Raw genomic sequence first — 19,267 nt, 5'->3', positions numbered from 1 at the left:
AGAAAAAACCAGACTTCGGTCTACCTGCTATCACTGCCGCATCAATTCAATAAGGCGTTGTATATTAGGCGTATCATAGATACCTTCCGGATTGGCGCGGTCAAGAAGAATATCAAGCAGACTGTTGTCATCAAGTTCAAAAAGCTGGGTGAGCGACGAGACATCCTCATCGCTCAACTCCTGTTCATAACGATCCAGAAATTTGGTAATAATCAGATCGTTTTCAAGCAGCCCCCGGCGGGCACGCCAGCGAAGACGCGCCCGTTCCAGTTCGGTTAGTGTGGTCATCTTTGATCAGACCGCACGACGAACCATCAGTTCCTTGATTTTGCCAATTGCCTTGGTCGGATTCAGCCCTTTCGGACATACATCGGCGCAATTCATAATGGTATGGCAACGGAACAAACGGTATGGGTCATTCAGATTGTCAAGACGGGCATTGGTATCCTCGTCGCGACTGTCTGCAATAAACCGGTAAGCCTGAAGCAATCCGGCAGGGCCGACAAATTTGTCAGGATTCCACCAGAATGAAGGACAGGAAGTCGAGCAGCACGCGCACAGAATGCATTCATACAGACCATCAAGCTCTTCGCGGGCTTCGGGCGATTGCAGGCGTTCTTTCTCCGGCGGCGGCGTATCGTTGACCAGATACGGGCGCACGGAATGATACTGGTTAAAGAAGTGGGTCATATCCACGATCAGATCGCGAATAACCGGCAGGCCGGGCAATGGGCGCAGAACAATCGGCTCTTTGAGCTCGTTCAGATTGGTTGTGCACGCCAGACCGTTTCGGCCATTGATGTTCATGGCATCGGAGCCACATACACCTTCGCGGCAGGAGCGACGGATGGCTACACTGTCATCAACGTCATTCTTGATGCGGATAATGGCGTCCAGCAACATCTTGTCCGTCGGTTGCAGTTCCACTTCCAGTTTCTGCATGTAGGGGCGCTCATCCTTGTCAGGATCATAGCGGTAAATCTCGAATTTCATGATACGTTTTGTGCTCATAATACTCTGCTTAGAATGTACGTGCTTTTGGAGGGAACGACTCAACGGTCAGCGGTTTCATATGCACTGGCTTGTACTCCAGGCGGTTATCGGCAGAGTGCCACAACGTATGCTTGAGCCAGTTCACGTCATCACGTTCAGGATGATCATTCAAGGCGTGCGCGCCGCGGCTTTCGGTGCGGTTCGCTGCCGACTGGATCGTGGCACGGGCCACTTCAGTCATATTGGCCAGCTCCAGGGCTTCGACCCGCGCCGTGTTGAAGACATTAGATTTGTCATCAAACTTGACGTGCTTGGCCTGCTCGGCCAGTTCGTTGATCTGGTCGACACCTTCTTTGAGCAACTCAAGGGTACGGAACACACCGCAGTGACGCTGCATGGAAGCGCGAATGCTGTTGCCCACGTCCTGTACTTTTTCACCGGTCGTACGCGACTCCAGTTCGTTGACGCGTGACAGTGAGAAGTCCAGCGACTCCTTGGGCAGATCCTGATGAGACATCTGGCGCTCCAGATGCGACTCCACGATCCGGTTGCCCGCTGCACGACCAAAGACCACCAGGTCCAGCAGTGAATTGGTGCCCAGCCGGTTGGCCCCGTGCACAGAAACCGCAGCACACTCGCCAATTGCATACAGGCCGTTGACGATTTTCTCTTCGCCGTTGTCCCAGGTAACCACTTCGCCATGATAGTTGGCCGGAATACCGCCCATCTGATAATGGATGGTAGGTACCACGGGGATAGGCTCCTTGATGGGATCCACGTTACCGAACTTGATGGCGATCTCGCGAATGGATGGCAGGCGTTTGTTAATGACATCTGCACCCAGGTGATCCAGCTTGAGCACCACGTAGCTGCCATCAGGGCCACAACCGCGGCCTTCCTTGATTTCCTGGTCCATTGAGCGCGACACGAAGTCGCGCGGTGCCAGATCTTTCAGGGTTGGTGCATAGCGCTCCATGAACCGCTCGCCATCCTTGTTCAACAGGATACCGCCTTCGCCGCGCACCCCTTCGGTAATGAGCACCCCGGCCCCGGCAACACCGGTGGGGTGAAATTGCCAGAATTCCATGTCCTGCAGACAGATACCGGCGCGGGCAGCCATACCCAGGCCGTCACCTGTATTGATGAAGGCATTGGTGGAAGCCTGCCAAATGCGACCGGCACCGCCGGTAGCCAGCACGACAGCCTTGGCTTCCAGAATATAGATTTCACCGGTTTCCATTTCGAGCGCGGTCACACCCACGACATCGCCTGCATCGTTGCGCAGCAGATCCAGCGCCATCCATTCAACAAAGAACTGGGTGCGCGCAGCAACGTTGCGCTGATACAAGGTATGCAACAGCGCGTGTCCGGTACGGTCGGCCGCAGCACAGGCGCGCTGTACGGGCTTTTCGCCGAAGTTGGCGGTGTGACCGCCAAAAGGACGTTGGTAGATGGTGCCATTGGCATTGCGGTCAAACGGCATGCCGAAGTGTTCAAGCTCGTAAACCGCATTGGGCGCCTGACGGCACATGAACTCGATGGCGTCCTGGTCGCCCAGCCAGTCTGAGCCCTTGACGGTATCGTACATGTGCCAGTACCAGTTGTCTTCGCTCATATTGCCCAGCGAAGCACCGATACCGCCCTGCGCGGCTACCGTATGGGAACGGGTTGGAAAAACCTTGGAAAGGACGGCGACGGATAATCCGGCCTGAGCCAATTGAAGGGAGCAGCGCATGCCGGACCCGCCGGCACCTACAACCACTACATCAAACTGGCGGCGCGGTAATGATGAATTGATAGCGACCACGGCTTATAAACTCCAGACAATTTTTGCGAAATACAGGACGGCGGCAATCAGCCACAGGATAGTGAGCACCTGCAACGTCAGTCGGACACCTACGGGCTTGACGTAATCCATCCAGATATCGCGCACGCCGATCCACGCATGCCAGGCAAGCGAGAAAAAAGCCAGCGTTGCGGCAATCTGCCCGATGGGCAGGCCCCAACAGGAGAACGTAAAGAAACCCTTCCAGGATTCATAGTTAATGGGGGTAAACAGCACCGCAATCAGAAAAATGATTGAATACACAGCCAGAATCACGGCTGTAATACGCTGCACGATGAAATCCTTGATACCATAGCCGGCACCCACAACCAGCCGCTTAGTACCTACCAGTTCCTTGGCCATCAGATCGCTCCAAACATTTTAACGGCGAACACCAGGGTCAGCGCCAGGCTGACTCCCATTACCACAGCGGCGCTTTTCTGTGCCGAGACCTTGTCGATACCGATATGCAGGTCAAGAACCAGATAACGAATGCCGGCGCACAGATGATGCATAAAGCCCCACAGCAAAACCAGCAGGATCAGCTTGAGAATAAGGCCACCCGCCCCGCTACCCAACGATGCAAAACTTTCCGGCGAAGCCACGCTGGCTGCAAAAAGTGGGATCAGGATGATGGGAAGACTGAGAAAAAGCAGAGCGCCACTGATTCGATGCAAAATAGACACTTTGCCGGCAGCCGGCAGGTGGTATTTTGTAATCTGGGCAATATCGATATTACGATACTGCGGGCGCTGTTTTGACGGGGTGTCTGACATAACGGCCTCTAGGAAACAAACTACAACAAATTAAAAATAAAAAACGCACGTGAAAAGGCGAAGAACCGCTGTCCGGCCCCCGCACTTGCTAATCGAATTAGTTTAAACCATTTCGATAATGATAATGTTCTGTAACATATAAACCGCGGCGAATCTCCATGGGCCTATCCCCATAGGTGTAGGAAACGCGATTGACCTGCAGCAGCGGCGTACCCTGCTCGACATTGAGCAGCCCGGCGGTCTCGGCATCACAGGCCACAGCCTTGAGTTTTTCATCGGCGCGAACCATGTTTACACCGAATTCCGTCTCAAAAAAACCGTATAGCGGACCGTTCATTGCCTGAAGCTTTTCAATGCTCAGGCCCTTGAACGCATCGCCCGGAAGCCAGATTTCATCGAGCACCGTGGGAACCGTACCAAAGGACATGATTCGCCGGATATAAATCACCGAATCGCTGCCCCGCAGCAAGAGTACACGGGCCACGTCCTGCGTCGCACGCTGGCGGGCGCATTGCAAATAGACACTTTGGGCGCGTGCCGCATTTCCTTCGCTATCGGATTTTAACCTTAAAAAACGATAACGAACCTGCGCTTCATGGTGCGTAGCAACAAATGTTCCCTTGCCCTGCCGACGAATCAGCAGATTCTCGGCCGCCAGCTCGTCAATTGCCTTGCGCACGGTGCCCTGGCTGACCTGAAAGCGTGCAGCCAGTTCAAGTTCGCTGGGAATGCTCTCGCCCGGCTTCCATTCGCCTTCATGCAGACTATGGACCAGCAGGTCTTTGATCTGTTTGTACAAAGGGCTGAATGCCGCAGCAGGCGATTTCAACGAGGGGGTTGGGATTTCAGACATGTTCTGTGAACAAATTAAAACCTGCTTATTATCTCATATTGCAAGCAGAATTGTCTATTCTTATATAAGATATAAGTTATAAGACAATTTGACGATACCGCAGATTTCTACTAAGCTTTAGCGTTAAAATCTTTTCAAATATATTCGTTTTTTTCCCCTTATTTATTGGAGATCCCTATGTCCAAACCCGCCGTACGCGTCGCCGTCACGGGCGCCGCCGGTCAGATCGGCTACGCTCTGCTTTTCCGCATTGCATCAGGCGAGATGCTCGGTAAAGACCAGCCCGTTATTCTGCAACTGCTGGAAATCCCCGACGAAAAAGCGCAAAAGGCCCTCAAAGGGGTCATCATGGAACTGGATGACTGCGCCTTCCCATTGCTGCAGGAAATTACCGCTCACAGCGACCCCAAGACCGCATTCAAAGATGCCGATATCGCTCTGCTGGTAGGTGCTCGCCCACGCGGCCCCGGCATGGAGCGCAAGGATCTGCTCAAGGTCAATGCCCAGATTTTCACAGCACAAGGCAAGGCCCTGAATGAAGTGGCCAGCCGTAACGTAAAAGTACTGGTTGTTGGCAACCCTGCCAATACCAACGCCTATATTGCCATGAAATCTGCGCCGGATCTGCCTGCGAAGAATTTCACCGCGATGCTGCGCCTGGACCACAACCGTGCGCTGACCCAACTGGCGCAAAAATCCGGCAAGGCAGTCAAGGATATCGAAAAACTGGTGGTCTGGGGCAATCACTCTCCCACCATGTACCCTGACATCCGCTTTGCCACTGTTGGTGGAGAAGGCCTGGAAAAACTCATCAACGACGATGCCTGGAACAAAGACACGTTCATCCCCACCGTGGGCAAACGCGGTGCAGCCATCATTGAAGCGCGCGGCCTGTCGTCTGCTGCCTCAGCAGCCAATGCAGCCATTGATCACGTCCGTGACTGGGTCCTGGGCAGCAACGGCAAATGGGTCACCATGGGCGTTCCATCTGACGGTTCTTACGGCATTCCCGAAGGTATTATCTACGGTGTGCCAGTCATTACGGAAAACGGTGAGTACACGGTTGTCAAAGACCTGGAAATCAACGAATTTTCCCGTGAACGCATGGACTTTACCCTGAACGAGTTGCTCGAAGAGCGCGACGGGGTAGCCGATCTGCTGGGCTGATCCATTGATACACAAATAGCCACGGTCTCGTGGCTATTTTTTTCCAGTACCGCGACCGGATACGAAAACGTTCCAAAGCCGGTGACAATTATCTTCTGCAGGACAGTGTTCAGTCGCAAATATGCAGATAATGATCTGCATATCATCCCTATCCGGAGACGGTATGTCGACCATTGCGTCCACAGGCGCCCGCTTTCGCCAGGCCCCGTCCGAAGAAAAAACACTGCAGATTATCGGCGCCATCAACGCCGATCATGCCCTGCTGGCCAAACGCGCCGTTGCGCTGCTGGCAAACATTACCGAATTGGGCCAGTCACCGCTGTTTACCGTAGAAGAACTGGGCAGCGTCGGCGCGAGTATGGTACTGTATCCACTGTCGGCTTTTCGCGCCATGAACAAGGCAGCAGAGAATGTCTACACCACCATCCGCCGCGATGGTCACCAGAAAAATGCCATCGACCAGATGCAGACACGCGATGAACGCTACGATCGCATTGGCTACCACGATTTTGAACAGAACCTTGACGCCCTGTTCGCCAGCAAAAAATAACACTTCAATTAGTCAGGAGATAACACCATGTCTACAAAAGCTACCAAGCCTACAAAAGCCAGCAAAACCGCCAGCGCACCCGCCGCCGCAACGACCGCAGACAATCCTGCCGGCTTCAAACCGAAAAAATCGGTCGCCCTGTCCGGCGTTGTAGCGGGCAACACGGCCATTTGCACGGTCGGCCGCAGCGGCAACGACTTAAATTACCGCGGCTACGACATTCTTGACCTGGCCGACTCCAGTGAATTTGAAGAGATCGCTCATCTGCTCATCCATGGCAAACTGCCCACGCAGGCTGAATTGACCGCCTACAAACAGAAGCTCAAACGTTATCGTGGCCTGCCGGCCAACCTGCAAACAGTGCTTGAATCGCTACCCGCCCATAGTCATCCGATGGATGTCATGCGAACCGCTGTTTCGGTCCTGGGTTGCACCCTGCCCGAGAAGGACGATCACAATGTGGCCGACGCCCGCGATATCGCCGACAGACTGATGGCCAGCCTGGGTTCCGCCCTGCTCTACTGGTACCACTTCAGCCATAACGGCCGTATCATCGATGTGCAGACGGACGACGACAGCATCGGCGGTCATTTCCTGCATCTGCTTCATGGCGAGAAGCCATCCAAAGAATGGGTTCGCGCCATGCACACGTCGCTGATCCTGTATGCAGAGCACGAATTTAATGCCTCTACATTTACGGGACGCGTCATTGCCGGTACAGGTTCGGATATGTTCTCTGCCATCACCGGGGCCATCGGCGCGCTGCGCGGTCCGAAACATGGCGGCGCCAACGAAGTGGCTTTTGAAGTACAGAAACGCTATGACTCGCCTGACGAGGCCGAAGCCGACATTCGCAAGCGTGTAGAAAACAAGGAAGTGATTATCGGATTCGGTCACCCGGTGTACACCATTTCCGACCCGCGCAATGTCGTGATCAAACGGGTGTCCAAAAAACTGTCACAGGATGCGGGCACCACCAAGATGTTCGATATTGCAGAACGACTGGAAACAGTGATGATGGACATCAAAAAGATGTTTCCGAACCTGGACTGGTTCTCCGCGGTGTCCTACCACATGATGGGCATTCCCACGTCGATGTTTACCCCGCTGTTTGTCATCGCGCGAACAGCAGGCTGGTCAGCTCACATTATTGAACAGCGCATCGACAACAAGATCATCCGGCCAACCGCCAACTACACCGGCCCGGACGATCAGAAATTCGTACCGCTGTCCAAACGCAAATAATCACAGTCGAACTATTCAGCTTGCTTTACAGGTCGCTCCATGTCCAGTCATATTTCAAATGTTCGTCCTGAGCCCGATCAGGTACTTGTCGATATTGTCGACTACGTTCTCAACTATGAAATCAGCAGCGATGTTGCGTACGAAACCGCGCGCAACTGCCTGATCGATACGCTGGGCTGCGGTCTGGAAGCGCTTGAATACCCGGCATGCCGCAAGCTGCTGGGCCCCATCGTGCCGGGCACCACGGTGCCCAATGGCGCCAAGGTTCCGGGCACGCAATTTGCGCTGGACCCGGTACAGGCGGCGTTCAATATCGGCACCATGATCCGCTGGCTCGACTTTAATGACACCTGGCTTGCCGCAGAATGGGGCCACCCATCGGATAACCTGGGCGGCATTCTGGCTACAGCTGACTGGCTCTCGCGCAACGCAGTGGCCGCAGGCAAGGCGCCGCTGACCATGCGTGAAGTGCTCACAGGCATGATCAAGGCGCACGAAATCCAGGGGTGCATTGCACTTGAAAACTCGTTCAACAAAGTAGGCCTGGACCATGTTGTTCTGGTCAAAGTGGCGTCGACCGCAGTGGTTGCGCAAATGCTGGGCTTAACGCGCGACGAAATCATCAACGCCGTATCGCTGGCCTGGGTGGATGGTCAAAGCCTGCGCACCTATCGTCACGCCCCCAATGCAGGCAGCCGCAAATCCTGGGCTGCCGGCGACGCCACCAGCCGCGCCGTACGCCTGGCATTGATGGCTAAAACCGGCGAGATGGGTTATCCGTCGGTCCTGACGGCAAAAACCTGGGGGTTTTATGATGTGCTGTTCAAAGGGCAGCCCTTCAAGTTCCAGCGCCCTTACGGCAGCTACGTCATGGAAAACGTGCTGTTCAAGATCTCGTTCCCGGCCGAGTTTCATGCGCAGACAGCGGTTGAATGCGCCATGCAGATTCATGATCAGCTCAAGGCTGCCGGCAAGACCACCGACGATATCAAGAAAATCACCATCCGTACCCACGAAGCGTGTATCCGTATCATCGACAAAAAAGGGCCGCTGAACAATCCGGCCGACCGCGATCACTGCATTCAGTATATGGTTGCCGTGCCCGTGCTGTTCGGTCGCCTCACTGCAGGCGACTACGAGGATGGGATCGCTGCCGACCCGCGCATCGATGCGTTGCGCGAGAAAATCGAATGTGTAGAGGACCCTGCCTTCACTCGCGACTATCATGATCCCGAGCAACGTTCTATCGCCAATGCTCTCACGGTTGAGTTCAACGACGGCAGCAAGCTGGATGAAGTTGTCTGCGAATATCCGATAGGCCACAAGCGCCGTCGTAAAGACGGTATCCCGCTGCTTGAAGCCAAATTCCGTATCAACCTGGCCCGGGTGTTTCCTGGCAAGCAACAGGAGCAGATCCTGGCTGTCTCGCTGGATCAGCAAGCGCTCGAAGCCATGCCAGTGCACGAATATGTGGACATGTATGTCATTTAAACCGGCAAGCGTACCGGGAAGATAGATCGGCACAAGCCGGGCGCACGTACAGCCTTCCTTTCCTGCTACGCCCGCCAAGCACAGACCTTGCACACGGCATTGCTCGGGATGCCGTTTTTGCTGCCAGTCCCGCGGCCCTGTGTCGCTGCGGCAGGCGAGCTGCATTCTGCAAACACCCTGCACCGGCAGGAAATATCGCCACTGAGGGCCATGCATACCCTGCTTACCGGCAAATTCGCTTACTATTAACAGATTCGCCATTCACTTTTGTCATACTATTTTCCTGCCATGTTTCATCCTTATGTCGCGACGGCGCTGCCGTTTATCCTGAGTCTGCTGGTCGCCTGTCTTGTTATTGCCGTTGCCTCTATTTTGTATCTGGCGTTTGTCTCGCTCAAAGAGACCAATGCACTGCTTAAACACCCCTATCTGACGCAACAACCGTTTAACCGCTATCCGCTGGGAATCCGAGGGGCGATTTTACTGGATTATTTTTTGCGTCTGTTTCTGCCCAACAGCACCGTATGGCTTGCCGGCCATGCCAACATCCTGCTGGCGCATGTCAACCCCAAAACGGTTCCGTTGCGCATTCGCTGGCCGTTGCTCGGTCTGTGGGGCGCATGCCTGTTGGGTATTGTTCTAATGATTATATTCTGGGGCCTGATGCTTACGGCCAAACAGTAATACCCTGCTTCGCAGTCGCCGCGCCCGTGCGTTCACGACCGCCCATCAAAAAGGATTGCCGATGACCTTGCAGATCACTCACAGGCCCGAAGCGGGCCGTATCGAAGCCACCGTTGATAACAGCCTTTGCTACATTGACTATCGGCTGCAAGCCCCGGTCATGCATATATTGCACACCATTGTGCCCGATGCTGTCGGCGGGCGAGGCATCGCAGGCCAGCTGACCGAGTTCGCCCTGAATCTGGCACGCGATAATGGCTGGAAAATCAATCCGGTCTGTAGCTACACGGCAGCCTATTTCCAACGCCATCCGGAACTGCAGCCGCTTCGCGCCTGAGCCAAAGTGCAACAAAGAATGGCTGGGATCCGTTCAGGTGCGCAATCCATTCAAGAGCGCGACACCTTCAGACTGCAGGCCAGCATATCGATGATGAAATCTGCATATTGACTCACGGTGATCGACTGATTGCGATGCTTGCGCCGCTTCAGATACCAATCCTGCATCATCGCCTTTATCATGGACGCAAGAAGCCTGGCATTATCGCTTCTGAAAACACCGTCGCGCACCCCGCTGTCGATAATGTCAAAGAAAATGTCTTCGATTTCCTGTTCGACCGCAATCGCCGTTTTCATTTGCGCCTTGGGCAGGCTTTTGACTTCCATAAATGAAAAGTAAAACCAGGGCAGCATAATTTCGCTTAAAAAGAGATGGGCCGAGACGGCGGCACGCAATCGCTCAAACGGGTCGCTTATATCACGAATACTCTTGCGCAGGGTACTGCGAGTCAACATAAACCCGTGTCCCTGGATCAAAACCAGTAAATCATTTTTATTGCGGATATAGGCATACAAGCCACCGATACTGAAACCGGAATCTGCACACAGGTCCCGCAGGGTCATCGCGTGAAATCCCTTCGTGGACGCCAGACGCAGGGTCGAATCAATAATCCTGATCAGATTCTTGACGGCCACATGTTCTTTCTTTATCCGGATCATGTCGGTGTGTTGTACATAGAGCTGACGGCATATTTCCGCCTTGGTCAGGCTCAGCTCATGTTTAAAGTTTTCAAAATCAGTTTTCATTACAGGATTACCAAGGGCGGGGTAGGAACAAATTTGGGTAGCGACACAATACCCGATTCAACAGCTATTGCGGCATTGCTCCAGGCGGTGGGCTGTCGTCGCCGGTCTCGCGTGCCAGGTCCCTGAGTATATTCTTTCGGATTTTTCCCGTTGCCGTTTTCGGCAACTGCCCCAATACAATTTTTTTAGGTACCTTGAACGAAGCCAAGTGCTGCGAGCAATACCGGACGAACTCTGCCGGATCGCGCTCAGTGTCTTCATTTTTCAATGTAATGAAAGCGCAGGGCACCTCTCCCCACTTTTCGTCCGGCAATGCGACAACTGCCACTTCGAAAACCTCGGGATGGCGGTAAAGAACATCCTCGATTTCCTTGCTGGATATATTCTCCCCTCCTGAAATAATAATATCCTTGGCCCGATCCTTGATTTCGACATAATTGTCGGGGTGCATGACGGCCAGATCGCCGGTGCGAAACCAGCCGTCCGCAAACGCTTCCCGTGTCCCGGCGGGATTCTTCAAATAGCCTTTCATAACCGTATTGCCCCGCAGCGCCAGCTCTCCGAGTGTTGTGCCATCTGCCGGCACCGGCTCTGCCGAGGTACGATCCAACACGGCAAGCGCATCAATGGCATACAGCCCTGTGCCCTGGCGCGACATTTTTTCTGCCAGCGCGTCAGCGTCCAGCGTCTCCCAGTCGTTTTGCCAGACACACACAGCAGATGGGCCATAGGATTCGGTCAGCCCGTATAAATGGCAAATATCAAACCCGACTTCCTGCCCCTTGCGCACCACCGTCGCCGAGGGTGCCGCCCCACCCAACGCAAAACGCGTCGGCAGCGGAATGGTCCATCCCCGGTTGCTGAAATCATTCAATATCATATTCAACACCACCGGTGCACCGCACATGTGGGTTACCTTATGGTCAACAATTTTTTGGTGAATTTGTTCAGGATCGATCTTGCGCAAACAGACATGCGTGCCGCCCACGGCAGTCACTGCCCAGGTATAGCACCAGCCGTTACAGTGGAACATGGGCAAGGTCCACAAATATACGCTATCGGCCGTCATGTTCAACGCCATGGCATTGCTCATGGCCGACAGCCAGGCGCCCCGATGGTGGTAGACCACGCCCTTGGGATTGCCCGTTGTGCCAGAGGTGTAGTTCAATGAGATCGGATCCCATTCATCCTGAACCTTCTGCCAGACAAAACTGTCGTCCCCGGCACTGACCAGATCTTCATAACGCTGATGCCCCTGCATTACGGCAGGCCCGCCGTCGCGGGCAATTGCAATCAGGGCCGGCGGCTTGTCAAGGTCATCGATAATCTGCCCGACCAGCGATTCAAACTCTGTATCGTAAATCAATACACTGGATTCGCAATGCGCCAGGATATAGCGCAAGGAGGCAGCATCCTGCCGGGTATTCAGCGTATTGAGCACGGCGCCCAGCATAGGCACAGAATAATGCGTCTCCAGCAACTCCAGGGTATTGAAGCAAAGCACGGACACCGTATCGTTTCTGCCGATGCCCATGCTGGACAAGGACGATGCCATGCGTACAACCCGTTTATATAATTGCAAATAACTGTATGACTGCTGATCGATCACTGCCGTCTTGCCAGGAAACACGGTTGCCGAGCGCCGCAGGAAATCGACCGGAGAAAGACTGGAATAATTGGCAGGATTTTTGTCCAAACCACTATGATAGACGTCGGTCATGGTCGCTGCTTCCTCAGTTTTCATTCAGGAATTTCGGATTGCTGATCCTCAGCTTGCTGCGGGTCAGGTGCATTAGCAAATCGGTTAAGGCCTCACCAGACTTCCTGTCTGCCGGAATTTTCCGATGTCGGATCAGCTGCGCCAGCGCCGCCTCGGCCCTGACCGACGAATACTCGCCGTCTGCGCCCACCCCCGCCAGAAAAGCGTCGAGCGCCTTGCCAATATCATCTTCAGCCACCGGCGGCGCGATCTCCCTGGCGGCAATGCCAATGGCATTTGCAATCATGAGCGCCGCATAGCGATGTTGTTCATCAAGCACTGGCACCAGTTCGTCCAACAGCAACTGACGTGCCGTGACCAGCAGATTATGTGCATCAGGTTGGTTTGACATAAGCGTTTTCCGTATTCAGGCACTGCGATAAAATATCAAACTCCATTTGCGGAACCATGCGCCCGGTCAGGGCCAGCTCCAGTGATATTTCCTGTCCGGACACATGGCGCTGCCCCTGCTGCAGAGCGATAACAGACCAGCGCACCATGGCCATGATTTCCCAATAGCCGACTTTTTGTGCGTCAACCTGCTTACCGGTCACAGAGGTATACCCGGCAAACAGGTCGGGCTTGTCACCGACGCCGCCTACTTCCCTGGCAACATTGCCAAAGCGCCAGCTTTTTGCACACAGCCAGCCAAGATCTTCATAGGGATCGCTCCAGGCGGCAAACTCCCAGTCAAGCACCGCAGTCAGCTCACCTTGCGAGACCATATAGTTGCCGGTTCTGAAATCGCAATGACACAGCACCAAAGGTGACGCCGCCGGCGCATGGTCCTGCAGCCAGTTCAGCGCCCATTCGAGCACCGGATGCGGCTGCGCGATGCGATCGAGCGCCTGCCGGTATTCGGCGATTCGAGTTTGAGCAGCAGGCGCAGAAGGAACCGGCAAAAAATCCAGTTGTGCATGGTCGGGGCCGATACGATGCAAGCGGCCAAGTTCCTGACCCAGCCGGTATGTCAGGGCTCTGCCCTGTTCCTGGGTCAAGGTCTTTATCAATTGCCGGCCGTTGGCGGATCCTGACGCGCAACGCATCACGTAAAAAGCATGGCCGATCAATGACGTATCGGTGCAAAGCCATAATGGTTCCGGCGCCGTCACCCCTGCTTCGCAGGCGCAACGCAGAACGGCGAACTCCTGTTCCCGGCTGAGCGACGCATCAATCTGGGATGGCGCATCGCTGCGAACCACAAACTGATGCGATCCCGGATGCGTGCCCGAAGTCATTTCAAGTGAAATGCTGTAGTTATTCTGGATCGCGCCCCCGGAGAGTTTTCTGAAATCCGTCACAGCCACTGCGCACGCACCCGTCCACTCTTTTATCGCATCTGAAATTTTCCGGGAAAGCGACTGCATATCCATGCTAACCCCAGCGCCAGAAATCATTACCTTCAAGCAGCAGGTTTCTGGACAGTACCATTTTATGCACTTCAGAGGCTCCGTCGACCAGGCGTGCCTGTCGTGCATAGCGGTAGATCCATTCCAGCGGCGTGTCTTTGGAGTAACCACGGGCCCCGCACAACTGTATGGCTGTATCAACCGCTTTATGCAAGGTATCGGCCACTGCCACTTTTGCCATGGACACCTCTTTGCGGGCAAAGTCCCCCTGATCCAGCTTCCAGGCAGCATGCATGGTCAGCAGGCGACTGATCTGTATTTCCATAGCGGCTTCACCGAGCAGCCATTGCACGCCTTCTCGTTCTGCCAGCTTTGCGCCGAAGGACTCACGATGGGAAACATAGTCCGTGGCAATTTCCATCGAACGCTTGGCCAGCCCCAGCCACCGCATGCAATGCGTAAGTCTGGCTGGCCCGAGGCGGATTTGCGTCAGCTTCAGACCATCGCCAACGTTCATCAAACGATTCTCGTCGGCAATCCGCAGGCCATCAAATATCAGCTCACAATGTCCGCCATGCTCCTCTGGCCCCATAATGGGAATCCGGCGAGCGATTTCCCAGCCAGGGTCATCCCGGTGAAACAAAAAGGCAGTCAGGCCCTTGCGACTGTCATCCGAGGTTCTTGCCATAAGAATGAAATGGGATGCCACACCGGCGCCAGTAATAAAATGCTTGCGCCCCCGAATCACCCAGTCGTTCCCCTCACGGGTCGCAGTGGTTTGCATCATGGAAGGATCGGACCCGCTACCGGGCGCCGGCTCTGTCATCACAAATGATGATCTGACCGTGCCATCGACGATAGGCTGCAGCCACCGTGTCTTCTGCGCTTCGGTTGCGACTTTTTCAAGCACCATCATATTGCCGTCGTCAGGTGCTGCCGAATTGAACACGACCGGCCCGAACAGGGACCGATTCATCTCTTCATAGCACGGCGCCATTTGCGCCATGCTCAGGCCTCGCCCGCCTCTGGCCAGCGGCATTTGCAATGACCACAGGCCCTGGGCGCGCGCCTGTTGCTGGACTGTCTTTAACAGCGCAGGGGCGATATTTTCATGTTCATCATAAGAGTCCGGCTGTTTTTCAAGCGGAATCAATGTTTCGTCAACGAAGCGCCTGATTTTCACGCGCAGCTGTTCTGTTTCTTCCGATAGAGTGAAATCCAATTTTTTATCCCTATAAAGATGATTGCAAATGGCCGCCATCGACAACGATACAGCTGCCAGTCATATAGTTTGATGAGTCAGACGCCAGCAGCAGCAAGGCACCCGTCAAGTCATCCGGCTGCCCCAGACGTCGCTGTGGAATTCTGCCGATCAGGGCCTTGCCAGCCTGCGACTCGAAAAAATCCCGATTCAGGTCGGTCAGGATGTAACCCGGCGCCAGTGCATTGACGCGGATGCCATAACGAGCCCACTCCAGCGCAAGGGCTTTAGTCATTTGTTCAAGTGCCGCTTTTGATGTGGTATAGGGCAGCACTGCCCCGGCCACGCGATGCCCCAGAATAGAGGTAATCATGATCACACTGCCTTGCCGGTCGGCTGCGATCAGACGCCTGGCCGTTTCATTGGCAACGATCCAGCTGCCTTTCAGGTTGACATCGATCACCTCGATAAATTCGTTGACCGACAATGCCAGGGATTTCTTATTGATTCCCAGGCCCGCATTGCACACGACAACATCCACAATGCCAAACACGCGGTGTATTTGATCGAATGCCCCGCAGACCGAATCAGGGTCGGTGGCGTCCATCACCACCGGCAGATTTTCAATGCCAAGTTCAGTGAGTTTGCCGGACAGGGCCTGCAAGGGCGCCTGACGGCGTCCCGCGAGCACTACCCGCGCTCCTGCCGCACCGAGCGTTTCAGAAAAATGTGTCCCGAGGCCACCGGCGGCGCCAGTCACCAATACGGTTTTCCCATCCAGATTTAACAGATTTGTCATAGATGTCTCCTGGCCCCAATATAAATTGCATATGAAATGAAGTCAATAAATATAACAAACGTTCTATTTATTTTTATTAATAGATTGCCAGACTTTTGCCTGGCAAAAGTTTTGTGCGATGCACATTTACACCAGGCAACTAGAGGAATAAGGTATGCCACAACTGTGATATGACCCCAATTTCATGACTCAACGGCAACCGCAATGACATCCGCAACCGAAAAAATCTGCAGAATACTATCCTGCCTGTCAGACCGCCGTATTTGCAAACTGACCGACATTGCGCGTTTCACCGATCTGGATATTTCATCCGTGCTGCGCATCCTGAAAGATCTGGAAAAGCTGGATTTCGTGGAACGGGAACCGCAAACCAAGGAATACACCCTGGGCCGGGAAATCTACGCAATGCATCATGCCATGGTCGCGCGCCAGGACATCCGCGCACTGGCCCGCCCTGCCCTGGTGCGCATGGCCAGGAAATATGGCGACTCGCTGATCCTGTCGATACCAAGCAACTGGGAGTCGGTGTGCGTGGATACCTGTCTGGGCGACTATCCGATACGCGCCAACTACCTTGAGATCGGCAGCCGTCGTCCGCTTGGCGTAGGTGCCGGCAGTCTGGTGCTGCTGGCCGCCCTGAGCGATGCGCAACAACAGATGTATTTGCCATGCATTCACGAACAGATAGACAAACGCTATCCCATGTTCAACCAGTCCATGCTGAAAACGCAAATCGCGCTTTGCCGCCAGCAGCAATATGCGGTGTTGTGCGACGTCGTGGTCAAGCAAATGGGTGGGATCGGTGTTGCCATCCGGGCACCGGACGGCACGGCCATTGCTGCGTTGAGCCTGGCGTCGTTATCGGAACGCATATTGAGCAGACAAAACAGTATTGCAGACGACCTGATGCAAGAAGCCAGATTGATTGAAAAAACGCATTTTCCTGCCAGATAAGGAAGCAAAAAATGAATACACAAGCCCATATCCTGTCGGCTGTCACCACAAAATTCGGCAGGCGCGACGACTCCACAACCTTAGACCTGCTTGCCGAAGCAGCAAACGATTGCCTCACAATGGCCGGCATGGAACGCCGGGACATTGACGGCGTGCTCTGCGGATATGCCACGACATTTCCTCATCTGATGCTGGCAACACTGCTTTCTGAAAAGCTGGGCCTCAATCCTGCTTATGCCCATGGCATGCAACTGGGTGGCGCAACAGGCGCTGCCATGGTGATGCTCGCCCGGGAACTGATCCTGTCCGGAAGATGTCAGCATGTCCTGGTCGTAGCTGGCGAGAACCGGCTTTCCGGGCAAAGCACGGACTCGTCCATGCAAACACTGGCACAGGTAGGCGAAGCAGACCTGGAGGTGCCCTGTGGGGCCTCGGTGCCCACCTACTATGCCTTGCTTGCTTCCGAGTACATGCATAGGACCGGGCTGACAAAAGCCGACCTGGCCGAATTTGCCGTACTCATGCGACACCATGCCTCGACCCATCCCCATGCCCACCTGCAGAACGCCATTACTGTTGACGATGTCCTGCAATCCAAACCCATCTCATCGCCATTACAGTTATTGGACTGCTGCCCGATTTCAGATGGCGCCTGCGCCATTCTGGTCAGCGCCAGGCCGGGTCCCGTAGCGATCACGGGCGCAGGTCAGGCCCATCAGCATCAGCATCTGTCAAGAATTGGCGATATCTACGATACCGGCGCGGCCGCAGCCGCGACCCGGGCGCTGGCAGACGCAAAGATAAGTCGCAAGGATATTGATTACCTGGGTATTTACGATTCGTTCACGATCACGCTCGCAATATTGCTTGAGGAATTGGGGTTTGCACAACGTGGGCAATCGGCCAACGATGTTCGACAGGGAAAATTTTCCACAGATGGGCCATTACCGTTGAACACCCACGGTGGTCTGCTCTCGTTCGGCCATTCGGGCGTTGCCGGCGGCATGGCGCATATTGCCGAAACATGGGCGCAACTGGCAGGACGGGCCAAGGACAGACAGATAGCACGCAAAAAGCAGGCATTCATCCATGCTGACGGCGGTGTCCTGTCCTCGCATATCAGCCTGATCCTTCGGGCTACGGGAGAAACAGCATGACGACGGGACGCTGCTTAATGCTGAAACACTGCAGCCGTTGCGGCAGCAATTGGTCTTTGCATCCGTTTGCATGCGCAACCTGCGGCAACACGCAACTGCACGATCTGCAAAGCAAAGGTGTGGGGGTAGTCAAAGCCTGTTCAGTCGTCACTCGTGCGCCGGATGCTCGTTGGCGTGCGCTGGCCCCATACACCATTGTACTGGTCACGCTTGACGAGGGGCCAACCGTCATGGGACAGGCAGATACCGAGCTCGCCGTCGGTGATCTCGTTATCGGCAGCGTGCAATCTGCATCCACGACCGAATTCATCCGGTTCAGCCGGCATCAGCAAAACGCACAACCTGAATCCTGACCAATAGCGGGATCATTCATATAGAAAGGAAGAGACAATGAAAACATCAAATGCAAAAAGGCATTTCCGTATTGCACTGGCCGCCTTGCTCTGTCTGCCTGCAGCGGTGATGGCACAGGGCCAATGGCCGCAAAAGCCCATTACGCTGGTTGTACCCTACCCGCCCGGCGGTCCCACAGACATCGTGGCCCGTGTGGTTGCCAAAAACCTGGGCGAGCAGCTGCAGCAGACAATCGTGGTGGACAATCGGGCCGGCGCGGGTGGCAATATTGGGGCTGAGCTGGTCGCAAGGAGCAAACCTGATGGCTATACCTTATTGCTGGGTACCACGGCGCATGCAATCAACAAATCACTGTTCAGGGCGCTCAATTACGACGTCAGCACGAGCTTTACGCCGATTACCCTGCTGACCGAAGGTCCCCTGGTCATTGTCACCCGCAGCGATCTGGGCGCCAACAATATACAGGACCTGATCCGTCTGGCTAAAAAAGCCGATAAAAAACTGACTTTTGCTTCATCCGGCAACGGACAGTCCACCCATCTGTCTGCGGCGCTATTTAACTCAATGAGCGGAATCACGATGGTGCATGTGCCCTACAAAGGCAGTGCGCCAGCCATGACGGATCTGATTGGGGGACAGGTCGATGTCATGTTCAACACCCTTTTATCTTCTTTGCCCTATATCAAAGACGGGAAGCTCAAGGCGCTCGCAGTAACCGGTCAAAGCAGGTCAGCCGTACTGCCGGACATACCCACGGTGGCCGAGAGCGGCCTTGCCGGCTACTCGGCTACCGCATGGAACGGTCTGTTGGCGCCAAAAGGAACGCCAGTACAAGTGACTGACAAATTGAGTGCGGCATTAAAGTCGACTCTGGCCAATCGGCAAGTCCAACAGACTTTTTCAGCCCAGGGCTTTGACGCAAGATGGCTGAGTCCCGCACAGTTTTCCACTTATCTATCTGAAGAAATCAGCAAATGGAAAGACGTCGTCAACACTTCCGGCGCAACCGTTAACTGACCCAAAGGCA

General features: G+C 54.6%; 21 protein-coding genes and 1 pseudogene. 10 read left to right on the top strand and 12 right to left on the bottom strand.

Going from position 1 to position 19,267, the window contains the following annotated elements; translation table 11 throughout:
• Positions 1 to 30: 30 nt before the first annotated feature.
• The 6 genes from EV681_RS18040 to EV681_RS18015 all read right to left on the bottom strand — a co-directional run bounded on the left by EV681_RS18040 (position 31) and on the right by EV681_RS18015 (position 4,447).
• Entirely contained in the window at positions 31 to 288 is a 258-nt protein-coding gene (locus EV681_RS18040; RefSeq protein ID WP_128394750.1) for an FAD assembly factor SdhE, read from the bottom strand.
• A 6-nt stretch (positions 289 to 294) separates the two neighbouring features.
• Positions 295 to 1,011, bottom strand: coding sequence for a succinate dehydrogenase iron-sulfur subunit (locus EV681_RS18035; protein WP_128394751.1), 717 nt, complete (start codon positions 1,009 to 1,011; stop codon positions 295 to 297).
• Positions 1,012 to 1,021: 10 nt separating this feature from the next.
• Entirely contained in the window at positions 1,022 to 2,800 is a 1,779-nt protein-coding gene (gene sdhA, locus EV681_RS18030) for a succinate dehydrogenase flavoprotein subunit (RefSeq protein WP_130304778.1), read from the bottom strand.
• A gap of 3 nt (positions 2,801 to 2,803) precedes the next feature.
• Positions 2,804 to 3,181 carry a succinate dehydrogenase, hydrophobic membrane anchor protein gene (gene sdhD / locus EV681_RS18025; RefSeq protein ID WP_128394753.1) on the bottom strand — a complete coding sequence of 126 codons (378 nt, stop codon included), beginning with the start codon at positions 3,179 to 3,181 and terminating at the stop codon, positions 2,804 to 2,806.
• Complete coding sequence (gene sdhC / locus EV681_RS18020; RefSeq protein WP_014751349.1) at positions 3,181 to 3,594, bottom strand: succinate dehydrogenase, cytochrome b556 subunit; 414 nt, start codon at positions 3,592 to 3,594, stop codon at positions 3,181 to 3,183. The genes sdhD and sdhC overlap by 1 nt, the downstream gene beginning before the upstream one ends.
• Before the next feature lie 97 nt (positions 3,595 to 3,691).
• The gene (locus EV681_RS18015; RefSeq protein ID WP_128394754.1) at positions 3,692 to 4,447 is read right to left on the bottom strand and encodes a GntR family transcriptional regulator; all 756 of its coding nucleotides are present in this window, start codon (positions 4,445 to 4,447) and stop codon (positions 3,692 to 3,694) included.
• Positions 4,448 to 4,624: 177 nt separating this feature from the next.
• Here EV681_RS18015 and EV681_RS18010 point away from each other — a divergent pair, with 177 nt between their 5' ends.
• The 6 genes and pseudogenes from EV681_RS18010 (at position 4,625) to EV681_RS17985 (ending at position 9,921) form a co-directional block, all read left to right on the top strand.
• Positions 4,625 to 5,614, top strand: coding sequence for a malate dehydrogenase (locus EV681_RS18010; RefSeq protein WP_128394755.1), 990 nt, complete (start codon positions 4,625 to 4,627; stop codon positions 5,612 to 5,614).
• Between the two features lie 277 nt (positions 5,615 to 5,891).
• Positions 5,892 to 6,164, top strand: a pseudogene (gene prpB / locus EV681_RS18005) (methylisocitrate lyase); the annotation flags it as partial.
• 27 nt (positions 6,165 to 6,191) lie between these two features.
• Positions 6,192 to 7,409, top strand: coding sequence for a bifunctional 2-methylcitrate synthase/citrate synthase (prpC, locus tag EV681_RS18000; protein ID WP_128394756.1), 1,218 nt, complete (start codon positions 6,192 to 6,194; stop codon positions 7,407 to 7,409).
• A gap of 39 nt (positions 7,410 to 7,448) precedes the next feature.
• Entirely contained in the window at positions 7,449 to 8,900 is a 1,452-nt protein-coding gene (locus tag EV681_RS17995) for a bifunctional 2-methylcitrate dehydratase/aconitate hydratase (RefSeq protein ID WP_130304777.1), read from the top strand.
• 267 nt (positions 8,901 to 9,167) lie between these two features.
• Positions 9,168 to 9,584, top strand: coding sequence for a hypothetical protein (locus EV681_RS17990; protein WP_242612312.1), 417 nt, complete (start codon positions 9,168 to 9,170; stop codon positions 9,582 to 9,584).
• 61 nt (positions 9,585 to 9,645) lie between these two features.
• Positions 9,646 to 9,921 (top strand): GNAT family N-acetyltransferase, encoded by a 276-nt coding sequence (locus EV681_RS17985; RefSeq protein ID WP_128394758.1) that lies wholly within the window; start codon positions 9,646 to 9,648, stop codon positions 9,919 to 9,921.
• A gap of 50 nt (positions 9,922 to 9,971) precedes the next feature.
• On the opposite strand, the gene EV681_RS17980 is transcribed toward EV681_RS17985, so the two are convergent.
• From EV681_RS17980 to EV681_RS17955, 6 genes are all read right to left on the bottom strand, one after another.
• Complete coding sequence (locus EV681_RS17980; protein WP_128394759.1) at positions 9,972 to 10,667, bottom strand: TetR/AcrR family transcriptional regulator; 696 nt, start codon at positions 10,665 to 10,667, stop codon at positions 9,972 to 9,974.
• A gap of 64 nt (positions 10,668 to 10,731) precedes the next feature.
• Entirely contained in the window at positions 10,732 to 12,387 is a 1,656-nt protein-coding gene (locus EV681_RS17975) for an AMP-binding protein (protein WP_130304862.1), read from the bottom strand.
• A gap of 13 nt (positions 12,388 to 12,400) precedes the next feature.
• On the bottom strand, positions 12,401 to 12,778 hold the full coding sequence (locus EV681_RS17970; protein WP_130304776.1) for a DUF6285 domain-containing protein: 378 nt from the start codon (positions 12,776 to 12,778) through the stop codon (positions 12,401 to 12,403).
• Positions 12,762 to 13,727 (bottom strand): phosphotransferase family protein, encoded by a 966-nt coding sequence (locus EV681_RS17965; RefSeq protein WP_242612311.1) that lies wholly within the window; start codon positions 13,725 to 13,727, stop codon positions 12,762 to 12,764. The genes EV681_RS17970 and EV681_RS17965 overlap by 17 nt, the downstream gene beginning before the upstream one ends.
• Positions 13,728 to 13,800: 73 nt before the next feature.
• A complete protein-coding gene (locus tag EV681_RS17960; RefSeq protein WP_130304775.1) occupies positions 13,801 to 14,997 on the bottom strand; it encodes an acyl-CoA dehydrogenase family protein in 1,197 nt (398 codons plus the stop codon).
• 10 nt (positions 14,998 to 15,007) lie between these two features.
• Positions 15,008 to 15,775 (bottom strand): SDR family NAD(P)-dependent oxidoreductase, encoded by a 768-nt coding sequence (locus EV681_RS17955; RefSeq protein WP_130304774.1) that lies wholly within the window; start codon positions 15,773 to 15,775, stop codon positions 15,008 to 15,010.
• Positions 15,776 to 15,979: 204 nt separating this feature from the next.
• Here EV681_RS17955 and EV681_RS17950 point away from each other — a divergent pair, with 204 nt between their 5' ends.
• The 4 genes from EV681_RS17950 to EV681_RS17935 are packed head-to-tail and all read left to right on the top strand — an operon-like array spanning position 15,980 to position 19,257.
• The gene (locus EV681_RS17950) at positions 15,980 to 16,729 is read left to right on the top strand and encodes an IclR family transcriptional regulator (RefSeq protein ID WP_128394764.1); all 750 of its coding nucleotides are present in this window, start codon (positions 15,980 to 15,982) and stop codon (positions 16,727 to 16,729) included.
• Positions 16,730 to 16,740: 11 nt separating this feature from the next.
• Positions 16,741 to 17,886: a thiolase family protein gene (locus EV681_RS17945; RefSeq protein ID WP_130304773.1), complete on the top strand. Its 1,146-nt coding sequence runs from the start codon at positions 16,741 to 16,743 to the stop codon at positions 17,884 to 17,886.
• Between the two features lie 56 nt (positions 17,887 to 17,942).
• On the top strand, positions 17,943 to 18,239 hold the full coding sequence (locus tag EV681_RS17940) for a Zn-ribbon domain-containing OB-fold protein (protein WP_242612310.1): 297 nt from the start codon (positions 17,943 to 17,945) through the stop codon (positions 18,237 to 18,239).
• 37 nt (positions 18,240 to 18,276) lie between these two features.
• Positions 18,277 to 19,257, top strand: a complete 981-nt coding sequence (locus EV681_RS17935) for a tripartite tricarboxylate transporter substrate binding protein (protein ID WP_128394767.1) — start codon at positions 18,277 to 18,279, stop codon at positions 19,255 to 19,257.
• Positions 19,258 to 19,267: the final 10 nt, after the last annotated feature.

Source organism: Advenella incenata, assembly GCF_004217095.1.
GTDB classification, from domain to species: domain Bacteria; phylum Pseudomonadota; class Gammaproteobacteria; order Burkholderiales; family Burkholderiaceae_B; genus Advenella; species Advenella incenata.
The sequence above is the reverse complement of the archived record's forward strand: the minus strand, read 5'-3'. Positions and strand labels throughout refer to the sequence as shown.

Coding starts and splice junctions, on each gene's coding strand:
- EV681_RS18040 (WP_128394750.1), bottom strand. CDS start 288: ATGACCACACTAACCGAACTGGAACGGGCGCGTCTTCGCTGGCGTGCC.
- EV681_RS18035 (WP_128394751.1), bottom strand. CDS start 1,011: ATGAGCACAAAACGTATCATGAAATTCGAGATTTACCGCTATGATCCT.
- sdhD (WP_128394753.1), bottom strand. CDS start 3,181: ATGGCCAAGGAACTGGTAGGTACTAAGCGGCTGGTTGTGGGTGCCGGC.
- sdhC (WP_014751349.1), bottom strand. CDS start 3,594: ATGTCAGACACCCCGTCAAAACAGCGCCCGCAGTATCGTAATATCGAT.
- EV681_RS18015 (WP_128394754.1), bottom strand. CDS start 4,447: ATGTCTGAAATCCCAACCCCCTCGTTGAAATCGCCTGCTGCGGCATTC.
- EV681_RS18010 (WP_128394755.1), top strand. CDS start 4,625: ATGTCCAAACCCGCCGTACGCGTCGCCGTCACGGGCGCCGCCGGTCAG.
- prpC (WP_128394756.1), top strand. CDS start 6,192: ATGTCTACAAAAGCTACCAAGCCTACAAAAGCCAGCAAAACCGCCAGC.
- EV681_RS17995 (WP_130304777.1), top strand. CDS start 7,449: ATGTCCAGTCATATTTCAAATGTTCGTCCTGAGCCCGATCAGGTACTT.
- EV681_RS17985 (WP_128394758.1), top strand. CDS start 9,646: ATGACCTTGCAGATCACTCACAGGCCCGAAGCGGGCCGTATCGAAGCC.
- EV681_RS17980 (WP_128394759.1), bottom strand. CDS start 10,667: ATGAAAACTGATTTTGAAAACTTTAAACATGAGCTGAGCCTGACCAAG.
- EV681_RS17975 (WP_130304862.1), bottom strand. CDS start 12,387: ATGACCGACGTCTATCATAGTGGTTTGGACAAAAATCCTGCCAATTAT.
- EV681_RS17970 (WP_130304776.1), bottom strand. CDS start 12,778: ATGTCAAACCAACCTGATGCACATAATCTGCTGGTCACGGCACGTCAG.
- EV681_RS17955 (WP_130304774.1), bottom strand. CDS start 15,775: ATGACAAATCTGTTAAATCTGGATGGGAAAACCGTATTGGTGACTGGC.
- EV681_RS17950 (WP_128394764.1), top strand. CDS start 15,980: ATGACATCCGCAACCGAAAAAATCTGCAGAATACTATCCTGCCTGTCA.
- EV681_RS17945 (WP_130304773.1), top strand. CDS start 16,741: ATGAATACACAAGCCCATATCCTGTCGGCTGTCACCACAAAATTCGGC.
- EV681_RS17935 (WP_128394767.1), top strand. CDS start 18,277: ATGAAAACATCAAATGCAAAAAGGCATTTCCGTATTGCACTGGCCGCC.